The organism is Halorubrum lipolyticum DSM 21995 (genome assembly GCF_000337375.1).
Taxonomy (GTDB): Archaea; Halobacteriota; Halobacteria; order Halobacteriales; family Haloferacaceae; genus Halorubrum; species Halorubrum lipolyticum.
The window spans coordinates 1-1,199 of the sequence record NZ_AOJG01000021.1 but is presented as its reverse complement, the minus strand read 5'-3'; the positions used below and the strand labels follow the sequence as shown (position 1 = coordinate 1,199).

Below are 1,199 nucleotides of genomic sequence, written 5' to 3'. Positions count from 1 at the left end.
AGAAGCACGAGTACATCACCGATCGGTGGAACGCGCTGAGGACGGAACTGAGGGACCGCTATCCAAACCTGTCGTATCTGTGGGTGCGGCACGAGGGAGACGAGCGGGACCGGCCGCACCTGCACCTGCTCGTGGATCGGTTCCTGCCGCAGCGGGAACTGTCGCAGTTGGCCGAGCGCGTCGGCCTCGGCCGGGTGGTGGACATCCGGCGGGTGGACGCACGGAACGCGGCGCACTACATCAGTGCGTACCTCGGTCGTGGCTCGCTGTCGTTCCTGCCGTCGGGGTCGCGGCGGTACGGATCTAGCGCCGACGTCGATCTCGATCCACGCGATCCGGGCGGCGACGATCGTGACGGCAGTGCGCTCGAGGAGGACTGGTCACTGATGGCGTGGGATCCGATCGTCGAGGACTGGGTGTCGGCTGCGTCGGGAGACTTCCGGCGCGACGAGGATAGAGGACCGCCACCAGACTAGATCGGTCGGTCCCACCGCGAGGTGAGAGGTGCCGGGTGGGGTCCCCCTAGACACCGTTATAGGTCCCTGTGGTGGGTGGTGGGGTCGGTTCGATTTTCGGCGACCCTTGCGCCGTCCTGCGATTAGGGAGCGGAGGGGCGAGTGATTGTGGTGGGAGAATCGCAAGACGGCGGTAAGTTGTGGCGGTTCAGACAGGGGTATCCTTACGCCGTCCTGCGATTGTACGGATAGGGCCGGGATTCGACAGGGGGAAGAATCGCAAGACGGCGGTAAGTTGTGATGGGTGATACTCCGGGGCGATCGGCGACCCCTGCGCTGTCATGCGGTTTCGGGTTCTGTCTGGCTATGGTTAGAACTGCTAATAACAATATGTGGGCGTGTTGGTAGTATCGGGATAGGTAGATGTTCTGCCGGGGTGAAAGGTCAGTATTCTTTAAGGGGCTAGTCGTTCTCGTCGCAGTCAAAGCTACGCAACGTGAGTGAATGCCCGGAGAAGGCCCGGGCGACGGACGATTCCACCGGACGCGATTTGTGGCAGAATCGCCCGGTGGAAACCTCTTGGCCGGAGGGTTCGTCCTCGCTCTGTCCTCTCTCAGCCGAGTCAGTAAGTGTTTCGACGGTTCACGGAAACGCTCGGTCTGGACGACTAAGCGCCGATCCACCGCAAGGATCGGGCGATCTTGATTTGCCCGAGAGCCGGCGTACCCGGCTCGAGGGCCGCCC

Annotated in this window: 1 protein-coding gene; it reads left to right on the top strand. The window is 62.8% G+C overall.

Annotated elements, in window-relative coordinates; all coding sequences use genetic code 11:
- Positions 1-476, top strand: a 476-nt coding sequence (locus C469_RS08470; protein WP_008005644.1) for a rolling circle replication-associated protein, incomplete at its 5' end; no start/stop codon positions are given.
- Positions 477-1,199: the final 723 nt, after the last annotated feature.